The 18541-nt window shown below is 74.6% G+C and carries 20 protein-coding genes and 1 pseudogene; 11 read left to right on the forward strand and 10 right to left on the reverse strand.

The window, feature by feature from the left end:
• A partial coding sequence (locus tag B0E53_RS10380) for a benzoate/H(+) symporter BenE family transporter (protein ID WP_210406017.1) occupies positions 1-281 on the forward strand: 281 nt, incomplete at its 5' end.
• Here B0E53_RS10380 and B0E53_RS10385 read toward each other — a convergent pair.
• The 5 genes from B0E53_RS10385 to B0E53_RS10405 form a co-directional block, all read right to left on the reverse strand.
• The gene (locus tag B0E53_RS10385; RefSeq protein ID WP_146167643.1) at positions 282-557 is read right to left on the reverse strand and encodes a hypothetical protein; all 276 of its coding nucleotides are present in this window, start codon (positions 555-557) and stop codon (positions 282-284) included. It abuts the gene before it with no gap.
• Between the two features lie 37 nt (positions 558-594).
• Positions 595-960: a hypothetical protein gene (locus tag B0E53_RS10390; RefSeq protein WP_107075846.1), complete on the reverse strand. Its 366-nt coding sequence runs from the start codon at positions 958-960 to the stop codon at positions 595-597.
• Positions 961-989: 29 nt separating this feature from the next.
• Entirely contained in the window at positions 990-1238 is a 249-nt protein-coding gene (locus tag B0E53_RS10395) for a hypothetical protein (protein WP_091315558.1), read from the reverse strand.
• Between the two features lie 77 nt (positions 1239-1315).
• Positions 1316-1774: a large conductance mechanosensitive channel protein MscL gene (mscL, locus tag B0E53_RS10400; protein ID WP_107075847.1), complete on the reverse strand. Its 459-nt coding sequence runs from the start codon at positions 1772-1774 to the stop codon at positions 1316-1318.
• Positions 1775-1813: 39 nt separating this feature from the next.
• Positions 1814-2497: a FadR/GntR family transcriptional regulator gene (locus B0E53_RS10405; protein WP_107075848.1), complete on the reverse strand. Its 684-nt coding sequence runs from the start codon at positions 2495-2497 to the stop codon at positions 1814-1816.
• A gap of 193 nt (positions 2498-2690) precedes the next feature.
• On the opposite strand from B0E53_RS10405, the gene B0E53_RS10410 reads away from it, so the two are divergent.
• Positions 2691-3845 (forward strand): MFS transporter, encoded by a 1155-nt coding sequence (locus B0E53_RS10410; protein ID WP_210406018.1) that lies wholly within the window; start codon positions 2691-2693, stop codon positions 3843-3845.
• A 10-nt stretch (positions 3846-3855) separates the two neighbouring features.
• On the opposite strand, the gene B0E53_RS10415 is transcribed toward B0E53_RS10410, so the two are convergent.
• Positions 3856-4212: an STAS domain-containing protein gene (locus B0E53_RS10415; RefSeq protein ID WP_091315546.1), complete on the reverse strand. Its 357-nt coding sequence runs from the start codon at positions 4210-4212 to the stop codon at positions 3856-3858.
• A 161-nt stretch (positions 4213-4373) separates the two neighbouring features.
• Here B0E53_RS10415 and B0E53_RS10420 point away from each other — a divergent pair, with 161 nt between their 5' ends.
• From B0E53_RS10420 to B0E53_RS10445, 6 genes are read left to right on the forward strand one after another with little or no spacing between them, the layout of a single operon-like run.
• Positions 4374-5234, forward strand: a complete 861-nt coding sequence (locus B0E53_RS10420; RefSeq protein WP_107075849.1) for an STAS domain-containing protein — start codon at positions 4374-4376, stop codon at positions 5232-5234.
• Positions 5234-5644 (forward strand): STAS domain-containing protein, encoded by a 411-nt coding sequence (locus B0E53_RS10425; RefSeq protein WP_107075850.1) that lies wholly within the window; start codon positions 5234-5236, stop codon positions 5642-5644. Before B0E53_RS10420 ends, B0E53_RS10425 begins: the two co-directional genes overlap by 1 nt.
• Entirely contained in the window at positions 5641-6060 is a 420-nt protein-coding gene (locus tag B0E53_RS10430; protein WP_107075851.1) for an ATP-binding protein, read from the forward strand. Before B0E53_RS10425 ends, B0E53_RS10430 begins: the two co-directional genes overlap by 4 nt.
• Entirely contained in the window at positions 6057-7070 is a 1014-nt protein-coding gene (locus B0E53_RS10435) for an ATP-binding SpoIIE family protein phosphatase (RefSeq protein WP_107075870.1), read from the forward strand. The genes B0E53_RS10430 and B0E53_RS10435 overlap by 4 nt, the downstream gene beginning before the upstream one ends.
• On the forward strand, positions 7067-8431 hold the full coding sequence (locus B0E53_RS10440; RefSeq protein ID WP_107075852.1) for a sensor histidine kinase: 1365 nt from the start codon (positions 7067-7069) through the stop codon (positions 8429-8431). Before B0E53_RS10435 ends, B0E53_RS10440 begins: the two co-directional genes overlap by 4 nt.
• Before the next feature lie 2 nt (positions 8432-8433).
• Positions 8434-9972, forward strand: coding sequence for a SpoIIE family protein phosphatase (locus B0E53_RS10445; protein ID WP_107075853.1), 1539 nt, complete (start codon positions 8434-8436; stop codon positions 9970-9972).
• 9 nt (positions 9973-9981) lie between these two features.
• Here the strand turns inward: B0E53_RS10445 and B0E53_RS10450 are convergent, their stop codons facing one another.
• Positions 9982-10818, reverse strand: coding sequence for an AraC family transcriptional regulator (locus tag B0E53_RS10450; protein ID WP_107075854.1), 837 nt, complete (start codon positions 10816-10818; stop codon positions 9982-9984).
• A gap of 32 nt (positions 10819-10850) precedes the next feature.
• Here B0E53_RS10450 and B0E53_RS10455 point away from each other — a divergent pair, with 32 nt between their 5' ends.
• A complete protein-coding gene (locus tag B0E53_RS10455; protein WP_107075855.1) occupies positions 10851-11417 on the forward strand; it encodes a TIGR03086 family metal-binding protein in 567 nt (188 codons plus the stop codon).
• A gap of 115 nt (positions 11418-11532) precedes the next feature.
• On the opposite strand, the gene B0E53_RS37485 is transcribed toward B0E53_RS10455, so the two are convergent.
• Entirely contained in the window at positions 11533-11697 is a 165-nt protein-coding gene (locus B0E53_RS37485) for a hypothetical protein (RefSeq protein WP_168215289.1), read from the reverse strand.
• Positions 11698-11760: 63 nt separating this feature from the next.
• Here B0E53_RS37485 and B0E53_RS10460 point away from each other — a divergent pair, with 63 nt between their 5' ends.
• The gene (locus B0E53_RS10460) at positions 11761-12702 is read left to right on the forward strand and encodes a threonine/serine dehydratase (RefSeq protein WP_107075856.1); all 942 of its coding nucleotides are present in this window, start codon (positions 11761-11763) and stop codon (positions 12700-12702) included.
• Positions 12703-12736: 34 nt separating this feature from the next.
• Here B0E53_RS10460 and B0E53_RS10465 read toward each other — a convergent pair whose 3' ends face one another.
• Positions 12737-14830 carry a S9 family peptidase gene (locus tag B0E53_RS10465; protein WP_107075871.1) on the reverse strand — a complete coding sequence of 698 codons (2094 nt, stop codon included), beginning with the start codon at positions 14828-14830 and terminating at the stop codon, positions 12737-12739.
• 139 nt (positions 14831-14969) lie between these two features.
• Here B0E53_RS10465 and B0E53_RS10470 point away from each other — a divergent pair.
• Positions 14970-16405: pseudogene (locus B0E53_RS10470) on the forward strand (FAD-binding oxidoreductase).
• A gap of 60 nt (positions 16406-16465) precedes the next feature.
• Here B0E53_RS10470 and B0E53_RS10475 read toward each other — a convergent pair.
• Positions 16466-18538 (reverse strand): SpoIIE family protein phosphatase, encoded by a 2073-nt coding sequence (locus tag B0E53_RS10475; RefSeq protein WP_107075857.1) that lies wholly within the window; start codon positions 18536-18538, stop codon positions 16466-16468.
• Positions 18539-18541: the final 3 nt, after the last annotated feature.

Raw genomic sequence — 18541 nt, forward strand, 5'->3', positions numbered from 1 at the left:
CCCCGCCGGTCCTCGTCGAGGCGGTGGCCGGGCTCGCGCTGCTCGGCGCGCTGGCCGGCGCGGTCGCGGCGGCGGTCGCCGAGCCGGACGCCCGGGAGGCCGCGGTCGTCACCCTCGTGGTCACCGCCTCCGGGGTGAGCCTGCTCGGCGTGGGCGGCGCGTTCTGGGGGCTGGTCGCCGGCTGGCTGATGCTGCTGCTGTTCCGCCGCCGTCGCGCCACCGCGCCGCCGCCGGTGGCCGAGCCGGAGCCGGAACCGGCCACCCCGGCCCGCGCGGGCTGATCAGGCGACGCCTTCCGCCTCGACGCCGATCTCCATGATCCGCAGGCGGACGCCGGTGACGTTCTCCTCGACCATTCGCCGGAGCGCCCGCGCGTGCTCCAGCGTGTCGAGGACGACAAGCGCGTGGCTGCGGTCCGGCTCGTCCTCGTCCGCGCCCCACCAGCCCCGGACGAAGCCCGGGCTCTGCCGGGTCACCTCGGCCATGTGCGCGAACTGGGCGGCCCGCGCCGCCGGGTCGGCCGGCGTGCCGCCCTGCTCTCCGATCACCATCCACATGCCGCCCACCCTAGGCGGGCCGGGTGACGTTCCGGGGTCACTCCTCGGCGGGAAGCTGCGCGGCGGGGACGGTGAGGCGTACGCCGTCGTCGGTGACCGCGGCGATCCGGTCGGCCAGCACGTAGACCGCGCCGGTGCGGGCCAGTTCGGTGGAGACCTTGAGGTAGCCCTCGCGCAGCAGCCGGGCGGCCAGGTCGGCGGGGACGTCCGGCTCCTCGGCGGCCGCCGACCCGATCAGCTCGTCCAGGCTGCTGCCCGGGTCCACCGGGGCCGGCGCCTGCACGGTCACGGCGGCCGGGTCGCCGCGCTGGACGAGATCCACGGTGCCCACCTCGACGCCGGCGGAGTCGACCACCCGCATGCCGGTGGTGACCCGGGAGACGCTGTCCTGCTGCTGGCTCATACAGGCGCGGTTCCCGAGGCGCGCGGGCGCTAAACGGGCGGGGCCCAGCCGCTCGGCGGTCGGGGGGACAGCTCGCGCCAGGTGTCCGGCCCTTCCAGCAGCGCCCGGACCGTCTCCTCGGCCTCCTCGACGCTGGCGTACTCGTAGAACTGGGAGACCCCCTCGGCACCGCCGGCGCGCTGCTCGACGTGCCATCGGTCGCCGTCGACCCGGAGGAAGACGTCCCGCCGGGCCAGTCGCCCCCATTTCCCGTTCCACCAGTGCCTGCGCTGCTCCATGCCCGGACTCTATCGAACATGTGTTCGACGCACGTCGGCCCCCGCGGGATTCCCACGGGGGCCGATCGGCTATGGCGTCAGCGCGCGGCCGGCGGCTCCTGCCGGCGGCCGAGCACGTCGTCCAGCGCGCCGCGCTGGCCCGGCGTGGCGTGGTTGCCGGCGAGCAGCGCGTCCCGGATCTCGGTGAGCAGCTTGATCTCCTCGCTGGGAGCCTTCGGCGGCGGCTCCTCGCCGCGCCGGCGCCGCTCGGCGAGTTTGTTCATCGGGTAGACCACGAGGAAGTAGAGCACCGCAGCGGTGAGCAGGAAGGTGATCGCCGCGTTGATGAACGCGGCCCAGTCCATGTAGTTGTCCTTGGTGATCTCCCAAGAGCCAGAGAACTGACCCTTGCCGCCACCGATCGCCTTGATCAGCGGTTCCAGGAACGACTTGGTGAGCTGGGTGACCACGCCGGTGAAGGCGGCGCCGATGACGACACCGACCGCCAGGTCGACGACGTTGCCGCGCATGATGAAGTCTTTGAAGCCCTTGAGCATCCGCTCTCCCGTGCTGTCCGAATCTCCGTCCGGGACAACCTATGCCCCGGAGGGGGCTTCGAGGAAAGCGCCGGCCTCGATCGCCGCCCGCGCCGGGTCGCCGTCCCGGATCGCCTCGACCAGCCGGCCGTGGTCCACGTACCGCTCGGGCTCCAGGGCCTCTCCCATGGCCTGGGCGACGGTGCTGCGCAGCGCGGCGCCGACCGAGGCGTAGAGCTCGGCCAGCATGGCGTTGTGCGCGGCGGCCACCACGGCGGTGTGCAGCGCGGCGTCCGCCTCGACGAACTCCCCGACCCGGCCGGAGCGCCAGGCGGCCTCCCGGGTGGCGAGGGCGCCGTCGAGCGCCGCCAGGTCTTCGGGGGTACGCCGCAGCGCGGCGAGCCGGGCCGCCTCCACCTCGAAGGCGCGCCGGACCTCGATGACCTCGGCCATCCGGTCGTCGGTGAGCCGGCGGGCCACCACAGGGGCCAGCTCGTCGGTCGACACCACGTAGGTGCCGGAGCCCTGCCGGCACTCCAGCACCCCGGCGTGCACCAGCGCGCGGACCGCCTCGCGGACCGTGTTCCGCCCCACCCCCAGCGCGGCGACGAGCTGCGGCTCGGTGGGGATCTTCCCGCCCACCGGCCACTCGCCGCCGAGGATCCGGGCCCGGAGCTGCTCGATGGTCTGGCGCACCCGGTGACCGCGCGGCGGCACGGCGACGGAATCGACGGCGGGTGTCACCGGTTACACCTCCTGCCGAAATTCATCCCATGATTGTAGGTTCGAGGTCATGACCCCGCCACCCACGTCCACCGCGGCCCCCGTCACCGACGTGCCCACCACCGGCGTGCCGCCGCAGGCCGGTAGAACCCCGGCCGCCGTCCCCGCGCCCCCGGCCGCCCCGGCCCGCGGCGGCCTGCTGGTCCTGGTCGGCATGCTGCTGGTCGCGCTCAACCTGCGCGCCGCGGTGACCAGCCTGGGTGCCCTGCTCGACGAGATCCGCGACGGGCTGGGCCTCTCCGGCGCGATGGCCGGCCTGGTCACCACGCTGCCCACCATCGCCTTCGCCGGGCTCGGCGCCCTCACCCCGTGGCTGGTCCGCCGCTGGGCCGCCCCCCGGGTGCTGGTGGTGGCCATGCTGGCGCTGGCCGTCGGGCAGGTGCTCCGCGTGGTCACCGACTCGGCGGCGGTCTTCGTGCTCACCAGCGCGCTCGCGCTGGCCGGCATCGCGGTCGCGAACATCCTGCTGCCGATGCTCGTCAAGCAGCACTTCCCACACCGCACCGGGCTGGTCACCGGTGCGTACACGATGGCGTTGACCGTGGGCACGACGGTGGCCGCCGCCTCGGCGGTGCCGGTGGCCCACGCCTTCGGCTCCTGGCGGGCCGGGCTGGGTGTCTGGGCCGGGCTGGCCGCGCTGGCCGTAATCCCGTGGGTGCCGCTGGCGCTGCGGGCCCGGGCCGCGCGACGGGCGTCGGCCCCGGCGGTGGCCGCCGCCGGAGCGGCGCGGGTGCGCCCGGCACGGACCCGGCTCGGCTGGGCCATGGCGGTCTACTTCGGGGCGCAGTCGCTCAGCGGGTACGCCATCATGGGCTGGCTGGCCCAGCTCTTCCGGGACGCCGGCTACGCGCCCGAGGCGGCCGGCCTGCTGCTCGCCGGGGTGACCGCGCTCGGCGTGCCGGTGGCGCTGATGATGCCCACCCTGGCCGGCCGGCTGCCCACGCTGCGCCCACTGGTGCTGTCGCTGACCGCCTTCTCCACGGCCGCGTACGTCGGCCTGGCGCTCGCGCCGCACGGCCTCGCGCCGCTCTGGGTCCTGCTGCTGGCCCTCGGCCAGGGCGCGTTCCCGCTGATCCTGACCACCATCGGGCTGCGCGCCCGGACCGCCGAGGGGACGGTGGCGCTCTCCGCCTTCGCGCAGAGCACCGGCTACGTGATCGCCGCGCTCGGCCCGCTGCTGGTCGGCATCCTCTACGAGGCGACCGGCGGCTGGACCGCGCCGATCGGTTTCCTGCTGGTGGCGCTCGCCGTGCAGACGACCGCGGGCATGGTGATCGCCCGCCCCCGACACATCGAGGACGAGCGCTGAGGGGGAACGGTCAGGAGGAGGCCGGTGTGGGGTCGCCCGCCACGGCCTGCTCCACCGTCGGGTAGGTGTGCAGCACCTCGACCAGGCCACTGACCTCGAGAATGCGGAGCACGCCCCGCTGCGGGGCGGCCAGCCGGACCACGCCACCGGCCTCGTCGCAGCTGTTCTTGGCGCGCACGAACACCGACAGCCCGGTGGAGTCGCAGAACGACACCTCGGCCAGGTCGAACACGAGGCGGTTGCGCCCCTTGTCCAGCAGGTCCGTGATCTGGTCCTGGAGCTGCGGTGCCGTCGCCATGTCCAGCTCGCCCGCGACCGACACGACGACCACGTCGCCGCGCTGTTCCGTGTGCACCGTCAGGGACATTCGCCGACCTCCTGTGTTCGGTGGAACGGTATCCCACGAAGCCGGCAGCGTGCAGAACGGGAGCCGACAAGGGTGCCGTCGATCATTCCTTTGCTCTGCGACAACTAGCGCTGCAAGCTCCGGTGATAGAGTCCGCCCGTCCGGAGTTCAGGGAGGTCACCATGGCGTTGAGCGCCGAACAGAGTGGTCGGCTCGCCCGCCTGCTGACCGAGCACGCCGACCGGCTGACCGTGCGCTGGACGGAGATCGTGGCCAGCTCGCTGCGCGGCCGGCTCAGCCAGGCGGAACTGTCCCGTCAGGCGCGGGAGTTGCACCGCAGCATGGCCGATGCCGCCGGGCAGGGCCTCGCCGACCTGGCCGACCAGCACGGCGGTGAGCTGCGGGCCGTGCTGGCCGAGCTCTCCACCAGCCGGGCGCGGCAGGGCTTCAGCGCCACCGAGACCGCGATCAGCGTGTTCGCGCTCAAGGACGCCCTGCTGGAGCTGATGGAGGAGGACCAGGACGCGGGCAACCTGCGCGACTTCGTCGCCTTCTCCGCCCTGATCGACCAGATGGGGCTGTTCACCTTCGAGAGCTTCGTGCGTACCCGCGAGGGTCTGATCGCCGACCAGGCGGAGCAGCTGCTGGAGCTCTCCACGCCGGTGGTGAAGCTGTGGGAGGGCGTGGTCGCCGTCCCGCTGGTCGGCACCCTCGACTCGGCCCGCGCCCAGGTGGTGATGGAGCGGCTGCTCCAGACCCTGGTCGACACCGGCTCGCCGTACGCGATCATCGACATCACCGGCGTGCCGGCGGTGGACACCCAGGTCGCCCAGCACATCCTCAAGACCGTGGTGGCCGCCCGGCTGATGGGCGCCGACTGCATCATCTCCGGCATCCGGCCGCAGATCGCCCAGACGATCGTCGCGCTCGGCATCGAGTTCGGCGACATCGCCACCAAGGCGAGCCTGGCCGACGCCCTGCGCCACGTGCTGCGCCTCACCGGCGTCGAGACGACCTCCCGCCGCGCACGCCGGGAGTCCTGATGGAGCGGGTGCCGATCCTCAAGATCGGTGACATCCTGCTGGTCTCCATCCAGGTCGACATGTCCGACCAGACGGCGATCCAGCTCCAGGAGGACCTGGCCGAGCGGATCGTCGCCACCGGCTGCCACGGTGTGATCATCGACATCACGGCCCTGGACATCGTCGACTCCTTCGTCGGCCGGATGCTCTCCACCATCGCGTCCATCTCCAAGGTGCTGGACGCCGAGACGGTGGTGGTCGGGATGCGTCCCGCCGTCGCCATCACCCTGGTCGAGCTGGGGCTGTCGCTCAACGGCATCCGTACCGCGCTGAACGTGGAACGCGGCATGGAGCACATCGCGGCGAGCCGCAACGACGAGTGGGACGAGATGGACGTCGACGAGGACTCCGAGACGACGGCCACGTCATGACCGCCGGCGTCGACCTGGGGGTGCCGGCGACCCAGGCGATCCGCAGCGACGAGGACGTGGTCCGGGTGCGGCAGCTGGTGCGTACCACCGCCGTCGCCGTCAAGCTCTCGCTGGTCGACCAGACCAAGCTGGTCACCGCCGCCAGCGAGCTGGCCCGCAACACACTGATCTACGGCGGCGGAGGCACCGCCGAGGTGACCACCGTCGAGGACGGCCGCCGGCGCGGGGTCCGCATCGTCTTCGCCGACCAGGGGCCGGGCATCCCCGACCTCGACCAGGCCCTCACCGACGGCTTCACCACCGGCGGCGGGCTCGGCCTGGGGCTCAGTGGCGCCCGCCGGCTGGTCGACGACTTCGACATCTGGACCGCCGTGGGTGAGGGCACCCGGATCACCATCACCAAGTGGTCCCGATGAACGCCGACGTGGTCGCCGACCACGGTCTCTGGTTCCGGGTGGACAACGGCGCCACGGCGAGCGGCGTGCGGCGGGCCGCCGAGCGGCTCGGCCGGCAGCTGGAACTCGGCGAGCCGCGCGTCGCCGACCTGGCCATCGTGACCGCCGAGATCACCAGCAACCTGGTCAAGCACGCCCAGGAGGGCACCCTGCTGCTCCGCCCGGTCCGCCGGGCCGGCCGGGCCGGGGTGGAGCTGGTGGCGATCGACTCCGGCCCCGGCATGGCCGACCTCGCCCTCTCCTCGGCGGACGGCCACTCCACCACCGGCACCCTCGGCGTCGGCCTCGGTGCGATCGCCCGGCAGGCGAGCCGGTTCGACGGCTACTCCCTGCCCGGCCGGGGCACCGTGCTGGCCGTCCAGGTCTGGAACGGTCCGGTCCCCGGGCCGGACTGGGCCGGCGCGCTGGCCCGGCCGATCACCGGCGAACAGGTCAGCGGCGACGGGTACGCGGTGCGGGTGGTCGACGGCCGGCGGCAGGTGCTGGTCTGCGACGGCCTGGGACACGGTCCGCTGGCCGCCGCCGCCACCGGGGCCGCACTGGCCGCGTTCCGGGCCGCGCCGGCCGGGCCGCCGGGCACCGTGGTGCAGCACCTGCACCGGGCCATCTCGCACACCCGCGGCGCCGCGCTGGCCGTGGCCGAACCGGACCCCGTGTCGGGCTTGCTCCACTACTCCGGTCTGGGCAACATCGCAGCCATGATCGTGGTGACGGGCGAGCGGCGGCGGGGTCTCGTCTCGCTGCCCGGCATCGCCGGACACCAGCGCCCCTCGGTGCGGGAGTACGACTACCCGTTCCCGTCCGGGGCGACCCTGGTGATGCACAGCGACGGCGTGGTGGACCGCTGGGACCTGGCCGACTACCCCGGTCTGACCGGCCGCCCGCTGCTGCTGACCGCCGCCACCCTGCTCCGCGACGCCGGGACGCGCCGCGACGACGCCTGCGTCCTGGTCGCCCGGGCCGAGTCATGACCCGCCCGGCCGTCCCGGCCCCGCTGCTGCAGATGGCGCTCCGGGTGGAGCAGGACATCTTCCTGGTCCGGCAGCGCGGCCGGGAGGTGGCCGCCGCGGTCGGGCTGGAGCACCAGGACCAGGTGCGCCTGGCGACCGCGCTCAGTGAGGTGGCCCGCGACCTGCTGCACACCGTCGACGGCGCGGACGTCACCTTCGTGCTGGACCGGGACGTGCTCACCGGCCAGTCGGTGCTCCGGGTCGACCTGGCTCCGGCCCGCCCGCTGCCCGACGGCCGCTACCAGCCGCAGTCCGGTGCGGTGGCGCGTCTGGTGGACATGCTGGGCGTGGTGACCGACGGGGGCGATACGGTCGTGAGGATGTCCCGACGAGTCCCGGCCCAGGCGGAGCCGCTCACGCCGGAGCGCCTCGCCCAGCTCCGGACCGAGCTGGCCAGCAGCGCTCCGGGCACCGCCCTGGACGAGTTGGCCGCCCAGAACGCGCAGCTCGTCTCCGCTCTCGACGAGGTGCGCAGCCAGCGCGACGAGCTGGAGGTGCTCAACTCCGAGCTCCAGGAGACCAACCACGGCGTGATGGCGCTCTACAACCAGCTCACCGAGGAGCTGGAGGAGACCAACCGCGGCGTGGTGGCGCTCTACGCCGAGCTGGACGAGAAGTCCGCCCAGCTCCGCGCGGCCAGCGAGTCGAAGAGCCGGTTCCTGGCCAACGTGAGCCACGAGCTCCGCGCCCCGGTCACCGCGATCATCGGGCTGTCCCGGCTGCTCGCCGACTCCGCCTCCGACCCGCTCACCGACGAGCAGGCCCGGCAGGTGGGGCTGATCCGATCGTCCGCTGCCGACCTGCTCGGCCTGGTCAACGAGCTGCTCGACCTGGCCAAGGCCGAGTCGGGCCGGCTCGAGCCGAACTGGGCCGAGGTGGACCTGCGCGGGCTCTTCGGGCAGCTCCGCGGCACGCTGCGGGCGCTGGCCACCCGGCCGGCGGTCGAACTGGTGGTGGAGGAGCCGCCCGCCCCGGCGACGGTCCGCTCGGACGAGGTGCTGCTCGCCCAGGTGCTGCGCAACCTGCTCCACAACGGCCTCAAGTTCACCGAGCGGGGTCAGGTGCGGCTGCGGGCGGAACGCCGGGACGACCTCTGGTCGCTGTCGGTCACCGACACCGGCGCGGGCATCCCGCCGGAGCTGCACGACCGGATCTTCGAGGAGTTCTACCAGGTGCCCGGCACGACGCGGGTCGGCGGCACCGGCCTCGGCCTGCCGTACGCGCGCCGACTGGTCACGCTGCTCGGCGGGACGCTGGAGCTGGCCAGCGAACCCGGTCGGGGCAGCACCTTCACCGTGGTCCTTCCCGTGGGTGGAGCCTGACGGTGGAGGGCGGGGCGGCGACCGTACTGGTGGTCGACGACAGCGGTCCGAAGCGGTACCTGCTGGTGAGCTGGCTGAGCCGGGCCGGCTTCGCGACCATCGAGGCGGAGAACGGCGCCGAGGCGCTCGACCGGGTGCGCAAGGACCGGGTCGACCTGGTGGTGCTCGACGTCCGGCTGCCCGACATGAGCGGCTTCGAGGTCTGCGAGCTGATCAAGGAGGCCCGCCCGTCGACCCCGGTCATCCACGTCTCGGCGCACGCGGTCGACGTGGTGGACCGGGCGCAGGGGCTGACCCGGGGCGCGGACGCGTACCTGGCCGAGCCGATCGAGCCGGAGGAACTGGTCGCCACCGCGCACGCGGTACTCCGCTACTACCAGGCCCGGCAGCGGGCCGAACTGCTCGCCGAGCGGCTGGCCGCGCTGGCCGACGCCACCGTGCAGATGCACGCGGCGTCGAACTTCGTCCGGCTGCTGGAAGCGGCGACGGCCGGCGCGGCGCGGATCTTCAAGAGCCCGGCGGCCGTGGTCGCGGAGACGTTCGACGGGGACTGCCTGGCCGCGGTGGCCGCCGGGCCGGAGGCGGCGCCGGTGATCGTGCCGTGGACGGTGGACGACAGCGGGCTGCCGATCGGCACCCGGGTCCGGGTCGACGAACCCGGCGCGTGGGACGTGACCGCCTGGCCCGCCGACGACACGGTGACGGTGGCCGCCGCCCGGCTCCGGGAGGACCGGGCCCCGCTCTACGTGGTGGTGCCGACCGCGACCCAGACCGTACGGACCCCGGTGCTGGTGCAGCTCGCCCAGGCCGTCGCCTCGGCGGTCGAAGCCCAGCGCTCCTTCGACCAGGAGCACCGCATCGCGGTGACCCTCCAGCGCAGCCTGCTGCCCCGCCGGCTGCCCGAGATCGCCGGCCTCGACCTGGCCGTCCGCTACGAGCCGGCGAGCGCCCATACCGAGGTGGGCGGGGACTTCTACGAGCTGGTGATGCTCGACGGCCACCTGCTGATGGCCATCGGTGACGTGGCCGGGCACTCCCTGCACGCCGCCACAGTGATGGCCGAGCTGCGGCACGCGGTGCGCGCGTACGCGGTCGAGGGGCATCCGCCGGGGGTGATCCTGGACCGGGTCAACGAGCTGATGCGTACGCTGCTGCCGACCGAGCTGGCCACCATCTGCCTGCTGCTGCTCGACCCGGGCAGCGGGCTGATCCGGCTGGCCAGCGCCGGGCACCTGCCGGCCCTGATCAGCAACGACGGGCGGGTCGAGTTCGTGCAGCACTCCGCCCCGCTGCTCGGGGTGCGCGCGCCCCGCCCGCCGGACCTGGAGTTCGTGCTGCCGGCCGGAGCCACGCTGGTCCTCTACACCGACGGGCTGATCGAGCGGCGGGACGCCACCATCGACGAGGGCATGGCGGCGCTCGGCGCGGTCGCCACCCGGGTCGACGACGACCTCGACCGGTTCTGCCAGCGGCTGCTGGTCGAGCTGGCGCCGCCGGAGATCCACGACGACGTCGCGGTGGTCGCCGTCCGCCGTCGGTGAGCCCCCGGGTCACCCGCCGCGCGGGGTCGCCAGCGAGCGGGCGTACGCGGCCGGCGACACTCCCGCCACCGCGGTGAACTCGCGGACCAGGTGGGCCTGGTCGGCGTACCCCAGATCGGCGGCGACCCGGGACCAGTCCAGCGGCCCGGCGGCGGCCTGCTCGATGGCCTCCTGGAGCCGGTAGCGGCGGATCACCCACTTCGGACCGACGCCGACGTGGTCCAGGAAGAGCCGCTGGAGCCGCCGGGTGGAGACCCCGTGCCGCCGGGCGAAGTCGTCGACGCGCAGGACGGTCCGGTCGGTTCGGATCTCCTCGACCAGGTCGGTGGCCTCGGTGGTGAGCGGGTCCGGAACCGGCTCCCAGGCGGTGAGCAGGTCGTCCAGCCGGCGGCACCGCTGCTCGTCGGTGCCCGGGCAGACCGGCCCGGTCGCGAAAGGTACGGTGCGGGCGGCGCCGGCCGGCGGTGGCCCGGCGGGCAGCGGGAGGCGCCGGCCGGTCAGTTCGGCCACCGGGCGGCCCCAGAACGGGCGGAAGCCACCGGGGCGGAACTGCACCCCGGTGACCCGGCCCGTGCCGTGCAGGGAGACCGTGAACAGGCCGGTGTCCACCCCGGCGAGCAGGCCGTGCTCCGCCCCGTCACCCTGGGCCTGGAACACCACGTTGACGGCCGGGTGCGGGACGACCCGCTGGTCGAACGGCTCGGTCAGCGCCCAGTCGATCAGCCAGTAGTGCTCGACCCAGGGGCGCAGCGCCGGGGCGGGCAGCCGGCGCCGGAAGCGGACCCGCCGCAGCAGCCGGCCGGGGTCGAGGATTCCCCTGCTGTCCCGACGCGGTTCGTGTCGCATTTCTTCAAGACCGCCCTCATACGCTGGTCCCTATGACCACGAAGACTAGTGAGCTGCTGGCCGTCGCCGCGCCCCGTACGGCGGCGGTGGTCCAGGGCATCTCCGACGACCAGCTCGGCCTGCCCACCCCGTGCCCCGACTACACGGTGCGCGACCTGCTCAACCACCTCTTCGACGTGGTGGTCAACTTCCAGGACCTGGCCCGCCGGCGGGAGGTCGACTGGTCGGCCAAGACCGACCACCTGACCGAGGGCTGGCGGGACCGGTTCGCGACCGAGGCCGTACGCCTGACGCAGGCGTGGTCGGACCCGGCGGCGCTGGAGGGGGTCTCGCCCGGCATGGGGCTGCCCCAGGAGACAGTCGGCCAGATGGCCCTGATCGACCTCATCGTGCACGGCTGGGACCTGGCCCGGGCGACCGGGCAGCGGCTGGAGGTCGACCCGTCGGTGCTGGCCGAGGGGCACGGCTTCATGGACCGGATGGGCGACACCGGGCAGAAGATGGGCGCCTTCGGCGAGCCCGTACCGACCAGCGCCGAGCCGACCACGCTGGACGCCCTGCTCGGCCGGACCGGCCGCGACCCCGCCTGGACCCCCTGACCCGACCGGCCCGTGCGGCGGCCCGCCCGCACCGGCCGCTCCTGACACCACTGTTCACTCACGCTCGGCCTCGCGCCGGCCGTCGGCGTCGGCCCGCTCGTCCTGTCCGGCGCGGTCAGCGCGGGCCGAGCAGCCCGGCGGACCAGGAGACGGCCAGGCCGATCAGCGCCGAGCAGCAGCAGACCACCAGGGCGGAGGCGACCACCCCGAGGATCAGCCAGGCGGGCGCGCGCCGGGCCGCGCCCGGTCCGGCCTCCGCCCGCTGCTCGTCCTCGTCCACCCGGGCAGTCTAGGCGCCGGGCGCGGGGCGGCGGCCGGTCCCGGGGCGCGGCAGGATGGGGCGATGGAGCTGGTCTCGATCGCCGACGTACGGGCCGCCGCCGAGGACGTGGCGGGCGCCGTGGTGCGTACCCCGCTGCTGCCGACGCTCTGGGACGACGAACTGTGGCTCAAGCCGGAGAGCCTGCAACCGATGGGGTCGTTCAAGCTGCGCGGGGCGACCCACGCGGTGGCCCGGCTGGACCCGGCCGTCCGGTCCCGGGGCGTGGTGACCCATTCCTCCGGCAACCACGGCCAGGCCCTGGCCTACGCGGCAAGGGCCTTCGGCGTGCCGTGCACGGTGGTCGTGCCGGAGGGCGCGCCGCAGGTCAAGGTGGCGCGGATGCGGGCGCTCGGCGCGGACGTGCGGCTCGTCCCGCCGGCCCGCCGGCTCGCCGAGGCGGAACAGGTCGTGGTGGACACCGGGGCCGTGCTGGTGCCGCCGTTCGACCACCCGTGGATCATCGCCGGGCAGGGCACCGTCGGGCTGGAGATCGTCGCCGACCTGCCCGACGTGGACGTGGTGCTGGTGCCGGTGGGCGGCGGCGGGCTCTCCTCCGGGGTGGCCACCGCGGTGAAGGCGCTGCGCCCGTCCGCCGCCGTGGTCGGGGTCGAGCCGCTGCTCGCCGCCGACGCCCGGGACTCCCTCGCGGCCGGGGAGGTGGTCGTCTGGGACGTGGAACGCACCTACCGGACCTGCGCGGACGGGCTGCGGACCAACCTGTCCGAGCTGACCCTGGCCCACCTGCGGGACCGGCTCGACGGCATCGTCACGGTGACCGAGGACGAGATCGTCGCCGCGATGGGGCGGCTGCTCGGTGAGGCCCGGCTGGTGGCGGAGCCGAGCGGCGCGGTCGCGCTGGCCGCCCGGCTGTTCCACCGGGACGAGCTGCCGCCGGGGCGTACCGTCGCGGTGGTGACCGGCGGCAACGCCGACCCGCACGTGCTGGCCGCGGTGCTGCGCTGAGCGGAGGGGCCGGCGCGGCCCCTCCGCCAACGGGTCAGGCGCGGCCCAGCCGGTCCAGGATCCAGGCGTTGATGAACGCCTCCTCGCGCCAGGCGTCGTACCGGCCGCTCGGGCCGCCGTGGCCCGCGCCCATCTCGGTCTTCAGCAGGTAGTCGCCCTGCGGGGCGACCGCCCGCAGCCGGGCGATCCACTTGGCCGGCTCGTGGTAGAGCACCCGGGTGTCGTTCAGGCTGGTCACCGCGAGGATCGCCGGGTAGTCCACCGCGGTCACGTTCTCGTACGGCGTGTACGACTTCATGTACGCGTAGACCTCGGGGTCGTCGAGCGGGTTGCCCCACTCCTCCCACTCGGTGACCGTGAGCGGCAGCGACGGGTCGAGGATCGAGGTGAGCGCGTCCACGAACGGCACCTGCGCGACGATCCCGGCGAACGCGTCCGGGGCCAGGTTGGCCACCGCGCCCATCAGCAGGCCGCCGGCCGAGGCGCCCCGGGCGACCAGCCGGTCGCTCGCGGTCCAGCCGGCCTTGACCAGGTGCCGGGCGCAGGCCACGAAGTCGGTGAAGGTGTTCTTCTTGGCCAGCAGCTTGCCCTCGTCGTACCAGCGCCGGCCCAGCTCGCCGCCGCCGCGGATGTGCGCGACCGCGAAGATCACGCCGCGGTCGAGGAGGCTGAGCCGGGCGATGGAGAACCAGGGGTCCATGCTCGCCTCGTACGACCCGTAGCCGTAGATGACGGCGGGGGCGGAGCCGTCGCGCGGGGTGCCCGTGCGGCAGACCAGCGAGATCGGCACCCGGGTGCCGTCGTCGGCGAGCGCCCAGTCCCGGTGCTGCTCGTAGTCGGCGGGGTCGTACGCCCGCCCGTCCGGGCCGGGCCGGACCGGCTTCCGCCGGCGCAGCACCAGTTGCCGGGTGACCAGGTCGTAGTCGTAGACCGAGTCCGGCGTGACCAGCGAGGTGTAGCGCAGCCGCACCTCGTTGGTGCGGTATTCCGGGTTGGCGTCGAGCCCGACGCTGTAGAGCGGCTCGGGGAAGTCGATGTCGAAGCTGTCCCCGCCGCCGACCGGCAGCACCCGCAGGCCGGTCAGCCCGTTGCTGCGCAGCGAGACGACCAGGTGGTTCTCGAACGCGTCGACGGCCTCCAGCCGGGTGCCGGGGGTGTGCGGGATCAGCGGCGTCCAGTCGCCCGGCGCGTCCGCCGAGGTGTACGCGAGCGCGAAGTCCTCCGCGCCGTCGTTGTGCAGGATGAGGAAGCGGTGCCCGTGGTGCTCCACCGCGTACTCGACGCCCTGCCGGCGCGGCGCGATGATCGCCGGCTCGCCGGTGGGGTTGGCGGCCGGGATAACCCGCACCTCGCTGGTGATCTTGCTGTGGATGTCGATGACCACGAACCGCTCGGAGCGGGTCAGCTCGACGCCCACCCAGAACCGCTCGTCGTCCTCCTGGTGCACCACCACGTCCTCGCTCGACGGGGTGCCCACGGTGTGCCGCCAGACCCGGTTCGGCCGCCAGGCGTCGTCGACGGTGACGTAGAACAGCGTCGAGGCGTCGCTGGACCAGGCGGTGCCGTAGAAGGTGTCCGGGATCTCGTCGGGCAGCACCTGGCCGGTCGACAGGTCCTTGATCCGCAGGGTGAAGCGCTCGTCGCCGGAGAAGTCGGTGGAGTAGGCCAGCCAGCGACCGTCCGGGCTGACGTCGAACGCGCCGAGCGCGAAGAAGTCGTGCCCCTCGGCGAGCCGGTTGCCGTCGAGCAGCACCTCCTCGCCGTCGAGCGGCCCGCCGTCCGCGCTGACCGGCGGGGTGGTCTCGCCGTCGCGGACCTCCCGGCGGCACTGCACGCCGTACTGCTGGCCCTCGACCGTGCGGGTGTAGTACCAGTGGCCGTCCTTGCGGGTCGGCACCGACAGGTCGGTCTCCTGGGTGCGCCGGCGGGTCTCCTCGAACAGGTCCGCACGCAGCCCCTCCAGGTGCGCGGTGCGCGCCTGGGTGTACGCGTTCTCCGCGGTCAGGTAGGCGATCGTGTCCGGGTCGTCCTTGGTGGCGAGCCAGGCGTACTCGTCGACGACGGTGTCGCCGTGGTGGGTCCGGTCGGCCGGAACGCGCTTGGCGACGGGCACGGGCGACGGCTCCAGGTCGTGGCGCGGCGATCGGCGTGCCGTGCTGGAGTTGTCGAAATTCTCGGTGGTCACGGCGTCACGTTACCGGCCGCCGGGCCACGGCCGGGGCCGCGCGCCGCCGGAATGCGGCGACTCGCCGACAGGACTTTCGAACATGTGTACGATAACCGCCATGGCGGCTGCAGCGCGTTCCACCGATCGACCCGGAGCCCTCGAGATAACCCGGAAGCTGGCGGAGATCTGCGGCCAGCCGTTCGCCCGCTTCGCCGGCCCGGCCGACGAGGTGGCCGGCCGGACGGCCCGCTGGGTGGCCGTGCCGGGCGGCCCGCACGCCGCGGCCGAGGTGCTCCGGCTGGCGGCGGCGCACGACCTGACCGTGGTGCCGCGCGGCGCCGGCACGAAGATCGACTGGGGCGCCGCCCCCGCGCAGGTCGACATCATGCTCGACACCGGCCGGCTGGCCGGGGTCTGGCACGAGCCGCAGGGCTCCTCGGTGGCCGAGATCGGCGCCGGCACTCCACTGCGGGCGGGGTGCTGGCCGCCGACGAGGCCGGCCCGCTGCGCCACCGGCACGGCAGCCCGTGCGCCCAGCTCGTCGGGGTGCGCTACCTCGACGCCGACGGCGAGCTGGTCAGCGTGGGTGTGCCCGGCACCGTCCAGTTCGGGCAGGCGGCCCCGTCCGCCCGGCGGGGCGGGGGTCCGGCGGCCGGGCCTGGTGGCGGTGCGGCGCCTGGTGGTGCGGCGCCTGGTGGTGCCTCGGCCGTCCTCGGTGGGGCCGAGGTGCCCGGGCTCGACGTGGCGCGGCTGCTCTGCGGCTCGCAGGGCGGCCTCGGGGTGCTCGTCTCGGCCACCATGCGCGTGCAGGCCGTGCCGGCCGGCCGGGTCTGGGTGTCCCGTCCCGTGTGGACCCCGCTGGAGGTGCACGACCTGGTCCGGGCGGTGCTCGCCGCCCGGCTCGATCCGGCGGCCATCGAGCTGGACCTGCCCGTGCCGGTGCCGCTGCCGCGCCGGCGGATCCCCCCGTCGCACCCCTCCGTGGCGGGCCGGCCCGACCACCCGGCGGTGACCGGGCGGCCGGCCCGACCCGCCGCCGCGGGCAACCTCGTGGTGCTGCTGGAGGGCGGCCCGGCCGACGTGGCGGAGCGGGCCGACCACCTCGCCGCGCTACTGGGCCCGGAGGCCGTGGTCAACCACGTCGCCCCCGAGTGGTGGGGCCGCTACCCGTTCGCCCCCGGCGACACCGCGCTGCGGATCGAGGTGCCCATCAACGACCTGCACGCCGCCGTCTACGCGCTGCGCGACGCGGCCGGCACCCCGGTGCCGGTACGCGGCTCCGCCGGCATCGGCGCCGTGCACGCCGCGCTGCCCGGCTCACTGCCGCCCGAGCGGGTCGCCTCGATCCTCGCCGCCGTCCGGGGCGTGCTCCTCGCCCGCCAGGGCCGCTGCGTGGTGGTGTCCGCGCCCCCGCCGGTCCGCCGCGCCGTCGACCTCTGGGGCGAGCTGCCCATCCTGCCCCGGCTCCGCAACGCCAAGGCCCACCTCGACCCCCACCACCGCCTGGCCCCGGGCCGCCTCCCCGGCGGCCTCTGACCTCTCACCCCACCGCCGTGGTGGCGCAGCCGTCCGCCCGTGGCGGGGCCGGGTGGGCGATCAGAGGGTGTCGTTGCGGAGGACCAGGACGGCGATGTCGTCCCGTGGGGGTTCCACCGAGAAGGCGATGGTGGTGGCGCGGAGGCGGGCGGCGATCACGTCCGCCGAGTAGCCGGCCAGGGGCGCGGCCGACTCGCGCAGCCGGTCGGTGCCGAACAGTTCCCGGCCGCGCCGCCGCTCGGTGACCCCGTCGGTGTAGAAGATCAGCGCGTCACCCGGCTTGAGCGCGATCTCGGCGGTCGGGGTGGCGATCGCGTCGAGCAGGCCCAGCGCCGTGCCGCCGGTGCCGACGAAACCCGCCCCGCCGCCGCCGTGCAGCAGCACCGGCCGGTCGTGCCCGGCCAGGTGCAGCGAGACGTCGAGCTGGTCGCCGTCGCCCGGCCCGACCGCCGCCAGCGCCAGGGTGCAGTAGCGGCCGCCGCCCCGCTCGACGAGCGTCTCGTTGAGCCGGCCGAGCACCTCGGGCAGCGGCTTGCCGTCGCCGACCAGCACCCGGATCACGTCCCGGACCAGGCCGGTCACCGCCGCCGCCTGGACGCCCTTGCCGGAGACGTCGCCGATCACCACCAGCCACCGGCCGTCCGGCAGTGGCACCACGTCGTAGAAGTCGCCGCCGACCTCGGCGTCGTCGCCGGTCGGGACGTACTCGGCGGCGAAGCCGATGCCCTCGACCACCGGGAGCACGGGCGGCAGCAGCGACTGCTGGAGGGTCTGCGCGACCCGCCGGCGCTCGGCGTGGATCCGGGCGTTCTCGATGGCCAGCGCGGCCCGCCGGGCCACGTCCTCCAGCACCGAGACCTCGTCGGGGTCGTGCCGGTGCCCCTGGTGACGGCCCACGGCCAGGGTGCCGAGCCGCTGCCCGCGGGCGATCAGGGGCACGGCGAAGCCCTCCATCGGCCCGCCCAGCGGCACCTGCGCCGCGCTCCGGGACGCCTCCCGCAGCCGGGCCTGGATCGATTCGGGCCCGGTCTCCTGGAGCACCCGGTGCAGTTGCGGCAGCACCGCCTCGTCGGCGTGGCTGGCCGCGGCGAGCCGCAGCCGCCCCCACTCGTCGGCGGTGTGCACGGCGCACCACTGGCCCAGCCGGGGCACCACGAGCTGCGGTACGAGTGCCATGGTCAGCTCGACGTCCAGCGACTGGGCGAGCAGCTCGCTCGCCTCGGCGAGGAAGGTGAGCCAGGCCGACCGGCGTACGTCGGCCCGGCGCAGCCGGTCGTTCTCCAGGTGCAGGGAGAGCCGCTCGCCGGCCAGCACCGCGAGCGGCCGGGCGTACGCCGAGGGTGCCGCGTCCAGCTCCAGCTCGCCGGCGTACGGGCGGTGCACGGCGAGCGGGACGCGGAGCAGTTCGTTGCCCTCCCGGGGCTGCCGGCCGTAGCGGGCGAGCACCTGGCTGCCCTGCCCGTCGCCCCGGTCCAGCCGCACCACGCCGCCGGCCGCGCCGACCATCTCGGCGACCCGGGTCAGCAGCCCGGCGGCGAACTCGGGCAGCGGGTCGTCCGCGTACGGGTCGGGGGTGGTCTGCATCAGCTCGCTCATCGCGGCGGCGCTCGGGGTGCCCCCGTCCGCGTCCGCGGGGGTGGCGGCCGCCGTGCGGGCCTCGGCCGCGCCGGCCGGTCCGGTGGCCGACCCCAGGCCGGGCCGGTCGAGCCGGAACCAGACGCCCTTCCCGGTGGGCAGGTAGGTGGTGCCCCACCGGCTGGCGAAGTGGTCGACCAGCAGCAGCCCGCGCCCGCGCTCGGCGACCTCGGTGATGTCGGAGGTGGTGTTCCGGACGCCGACGAGCAGCTCGTCGACCGGGCCGGAGGCGAAGTCGGTCACCGTGACGGTGAGCCCGGCCGGGTCGGCTTCGACCTCGATGTCCAGTTCGGTGCGCGCGTGCTCGACCGCGTTGGTAGTGAGTTCGGTGGTGAGCAGCAGCGCCTCGTTGAGCAGTTCGTGCAGGTCCGCCTCGGCGAGCACGGACCGCACCAGCGCCCGGGCCGCCGCGGGCGTACGCCGGTCCGCGGGGAGGCGGACCCGCCGGACGTGCTCATCCGAGCCGCCGTTCATGGCCGGCCCCGCCTCCGCTGACACCTT

The organism is Micromonospora sp. MH33 (assembly GCF_003013775.1).
Classification (GTDB): Bacteria; Actinomycetota; Actinomycetes; order Mycobacteriales; family Micromonosporaceae; genus Micromonospora; species Micromonospora fulviviridis.

Coding starts and splice junctions, on each gene's coding strand:
- B0E53_RS10450 (WP_107075854.1), bottom strand. CDS start 10,818: ATGCGACACGAACCGCGTCGGGACAGCAGGGGAATCCTCGACCCCGGC.
- B0E53_RS10385 (WP_146167643.1), bottom strand. CDS start 557: ATGTGGATGGTGATCGGAGAGCAGGGCGGCACGCCGGCCGACCCGGCG.
- B0E53_RS10460 (WP_107075856.1), top strand. CDS start 11,761: ATGGAGCTGGTCTCGATCGCCGACGTACGGGCCGCCGCCGAGGACGTG.
- B0E53_RS10395 (WP_091315558.1), bottom strand. CDS start 1,238: ATGGAGCAGCGCAGGCACTGGTGGAACGGGAAATGGGGGCGACTGGCC.
- B0E53_RS10415 (WP_091315546.1), bottom strand. CDS start 4,212: ATGTCCCTGACGGTGCACACGGAACAGCGCGGCGACGTGGTCGTCGTG.
- B0E53_RS10390 (WP_107075846.1), bottom strand. CDS start 960: ATGAGCCAGCAGCAGGACAGCGTCTCCCGGGTCACCACCGGCATGCGG.
- B0E53_RS10410 (WP_210406018.1), top strand. CDS start 2,691: ATGCTGCTGGTCGCGCTCAACCTGCGCGCCGCGGTGACCAGCCTGGGT.
- B0E53_RS10420 (WP_107075849.1), top strand. CDS start 4,374: ATGGCGTTGAGCGCCGAACAGAGTGGTCGGCTCGCCCGCCTGCTGACC.
- B0E53_RS10455 (WP_107075855.1), top strand. CDS start 10,851: ATGACCACGAAGACTAGTGAGCTGCTGGCCGTCGCCGCGCCCCGTACG.
- mscL (WP_107075847.1), bottom strand. CDS start 1,774: ATGCTCAAGGGCTTCAAAGACTTCATCATGCGCGGCAACGTCGTCGAC.
- B0E53_RS10435 (WP_107075870.1), top strand. CDS start 6,057: ATGAACGCCGACGTGGTCGCCGACCACGGTCTCTGGTTCCGGGTGGAC.
- B0E53_RS10425 (WP_107075850.1), top strand. CDS start 5,234: ATGGAGCGGGTGCCGATCCTCAAGATCGGTGACATCCTGCTGGTCTCC.
- B0E53_RS10430 (WP_107075851.1), top strand. CDS start 5,641: ATGACCGCCGGCGTCGACCTGGGGGTGCCGGCGACCCAGGCGATCCGC.
- B0E53_RS10440 (WP_107075852.1), top strand. CDS start 7,067: ATGACCCGCCCGGCCGTCCCGGCCCCGCTGCTGCAGATGGCGCTCCGG.